General features: G+C 71.4%; 4 protein-coding genes. All 4 read right to left on the bottom strand.

The window, feature by feature from the left end; genetic code table 11:
- A partial coding sequence (locus DBR34_RS04140; protein ID WP_128095824.1) for an AcvB/VirJ family lysyl-phosphatidylglycerol hydrolase occupies positions 1–979 on the bottom strand: 979 nt, incomplete at its 3' end.
- A gap of 88 nt (positions 980–1,067) precedes the next feature.
- Positions 1,068–1,712, bottom strand: coding sequence for a DUF998 domain-containing protein (locus DBR34_RS04135; protein WP_258223656.1), 645 nt, complete (start codon positions 1,710–1,712; stop codon positions 1,068–1,070).
- An 11-nt stretch (positions 1,713–1,723) separates the two neighbouring features.
- A complete protein-coding gene (locus tag DBR34_RS04130; RefSeq protein WP_128095823.1) occupies positions 1,724–1,909 on the bottom strand; it encodes an oxidoreductase-like domain-containing protein in 186 nt (61 codons plus the stop codon).
- A 57-nt stretch (positions 1,910–1,966) separates the two neighbouring features.
- Complete coding sequence (locus DBR34_RS04125) at positions 1,967–2,566, bottom strand: hypothetical protein (protein WP_128095822.1); 600 nt, start codon at positions 2,564–2,566, stop codon at positions 1,967–1,969.
- Positions 2,567–2,838 lie beyond the last annotated feature (272 nt).

The following is a 2,838-nucleotide window of genomic DNA, read 5'->3' as shown; positions in this document are numbered from 1 at the left end:
CCCGCTTGCGCTGCCATTGCTGGCTGTAGTGGCTGGCAATGCGCTCCAGGTCGCGGGCAAACCCTTCCGGGGTGCGTGCCGTCCAGAAGTAGCGCAGCGAATCCACGCCGACCACCGGCACCCCCGCCTCGCCCAGTGCGGCCGCCACTTCCTTGTCCAACCCCGCCCAGCCGCCGTCGCCGGACACGAAAATGGCGAACGTGTCGCCGGGCTTGCTGGCGGGCACTTCCACCACGGGCAGGCCCTTGAGCGCATCCGGCGGCGGCGCCAGGCTCACGCCTTTCTGCGCCCCGACCACCTGCGCGGCCGCCAACAGCCCGGGCAGGTCGTCGCCCTCGGCGGTGCGCTGGAAATCACGCCCCATCGCCACCTTGCGCACGAACGCGGCCGCGTTGCCGACCGCGCAATGGCTCTCGCCCGCCGCGTTCAACCATGGGAAATTCAGCTCGGCCGGTTGCAGCCGGCCATGGCTGCTGCCGGCACCGCAGACCTTGCGCTCGCGCGCGTGGTCGGGGCAGAAGCCGGTGGTCAGCAGGCCCGCAAACACCTGCGTATCGGCCTGCGCGGCCACCGCGTAGGCCAGCTCGGCCCCTTCGCCGTCACCGCCGATCAGCGGCAGGTGGTAGCCGGGTACGTGCAGGTAAGCCTGGAACCAGCGCGAGAAATTCTCCACGTCACCGGCGCCGAATGCGCAGGTGCCGCTGCCTTCCTTGGCCAGCACCTGGCGCAACCGGGCCACGTCCACCTGCGCCACCAGTGCGCCCTGCGCGCGCAGGGCGTCGATGCGCGTACGGCTGCGCGCGTGGTCCTGGCCGCCGTCGAACCACACCACCACCCGCTGCGGGTGGCCCTCGGGCAGGAACACCGGCACCTGCTGGAACCGCCCATGGCTGACCTCTTGCGGGGTCGCGGCAGCTGCCATCGACACCCAGCCCCCGATCACCAGACCCAGTACCTTCCCCCACCCGGCTCGCCGCATCGTCACGCATCCCAAAAGAGTCCACGCCACGATACGCCGGTCCCCCGGCAACGGCATGTACACAGACTGGCTGCAAGGGTGCGCCGGCTCAACCGGCCCGGCGACGTCCGTGCTGCCACTGGCGCAGTGCCACCACCAGCAGCCACACCACCACCGCGGCAATCACCAGTTTCTGCCCCGCCCCGCGCGGCGGACCGCGCCACAGCACGTGCAGCCACAGCAGCACGAAGCAGCCCCAGGCCCACCACCACGCCGGAACCGCCCAGCGCGACCAGTGCGGGTCGGCGCGCAGATACCAGCTCTGCAGCAGCATGGCCACGCTCACGCACAGGAACGCGGTATTGGCCGCCAGCCCATGCACCAGTGGCGCCACCAGTGGCGCGTACGTCGGCAACCAGCTGTCACCGATCGCCACGCCCATCAGGCCGAGCCCGGCCACGCAGAACAGCAGCGGTGCGGCCGTGCTGCGCCGGGGCGAACGGCTGCCGGCATGCAGCGACCAGGCCAGCAGCATGATCGCCACCGCCAGCAGGCAGTACGCGCTGCGCAGTGCCAGCCCGCCCGGGCCGTGCAGGTAGAGACTGAGCGTGGCCTGCCCCCAGTCCAGGTCGTGGCGCGCCCATTGGAGCCACAGCGCAGTGGCGGAAAACAGGACCAGCGCGGCCACCGCCGCCAGCGCGGCGTGGCCCTGCCGGGGCGAGACGCCGGGTACAGCGCGCGCAACGTTCGTCACGGCCGCGCCTCTCAGTCGGTGGTGTCGGGGTGGCGCACCTGCCACGCCGCCAGCGCGGCCCGGTAGCGCTGCAGCTCGTCGCTGTACAGATCCAGCACGCACAGCGGGCAGCCACTGCCACAGCATTCGTTGGGGCCGGGTTCTTCCGGCGGCTGCGGACGCGGGTCGGGATCAGGGGAAGCGGCAGGCAGGGACATGGGCAGACGGGACGTGGTGAAAGGAGACCGGCAGCGCCACGACGGCGCCCGCCGCCATTATCCGATGCGACGGCGCAGATTGGCGCGCGCGGCGGCATCCAGCCGCGCATGGAAGAACGCACTCAGGAAGATGCGCGGCTTGAGCAGCAGCTGCTTGAGGAAGCGCCGCCGGTTGAGCCGGAACAAGAAGCCCGGCACGTGGCCGGCGTACTCCTCGGCAATGCCCTGGTCGTAGGCGTCGAACACCGCCGCCGGCGCGCCCAGGATGGCCATGTCGCAGTCCAGGAACAGGGCCGCCTCGGCATCGATGTCGGTCGCGGCCAGCGCGCCGTGGCGGGCCGTCAGTTCGATCAGCTGCACGACCCGGGCCACGTCGATGCCGGCGTCGGGCAGCCAGCGCTGGATCGCCTCGCGCGCCAACACGGCCGAACGCGCCTCGTTGTCGCTGCGCCCGGCGTCGTAGATCGCGTCGTGGTACAGCGCGGCCAACTGCACTTCGCGCGGGTGCTCCCAGCCCGGGCCATCGGCCACCGCGCGGCAGTGCTGCAGAACCGCCTGCACGTGCGAAAAATTGTGGTACGCCCGCGCCGGCATGGCGTAGGCGGCTTCAAGGTCGGCCTGCATGGCCGCGGGCAAGGTCATCGGTTCAAAGCGCATGCGCCAACAGTGGCGGTCCCGCCCGCGGCTGGCAAGCAGGGCGCCGCTGGCAGTTTTTTGGCCACCCATCGCGGACGCCCGCCGCGCGGCGCGCGCACCGGCTTATCCACAGGTTTGCCCATGGCTGGTCCACACGGGCTGTGGATGGGCGATCGCGCCGACGGACGGCAGTCCGGCTGCCCGGCGCAGGCCTAGACTGGGGTCGGCAACGACCGTCCCGCGAGGTGAGCGACATGTCCGCCTGGAGAATGCTGTGTGTGCTGGCCCTGCTG

This window comes from Stenotrophomonas sp. HMWF003, from assembly GCF_003061285.1.
Taxonomy (GTDB): domain Bacteria; phylum Pseudomonadota; class Gammaproteobacteria; order Xanthomonadales; family Xanthomonadaceae; genus Stenotrophomonas; species Stenotrophomonas maltophilia_AP.
This window is presented reverse-complemented; position numbering and strand designations above follow the sequence as displayed.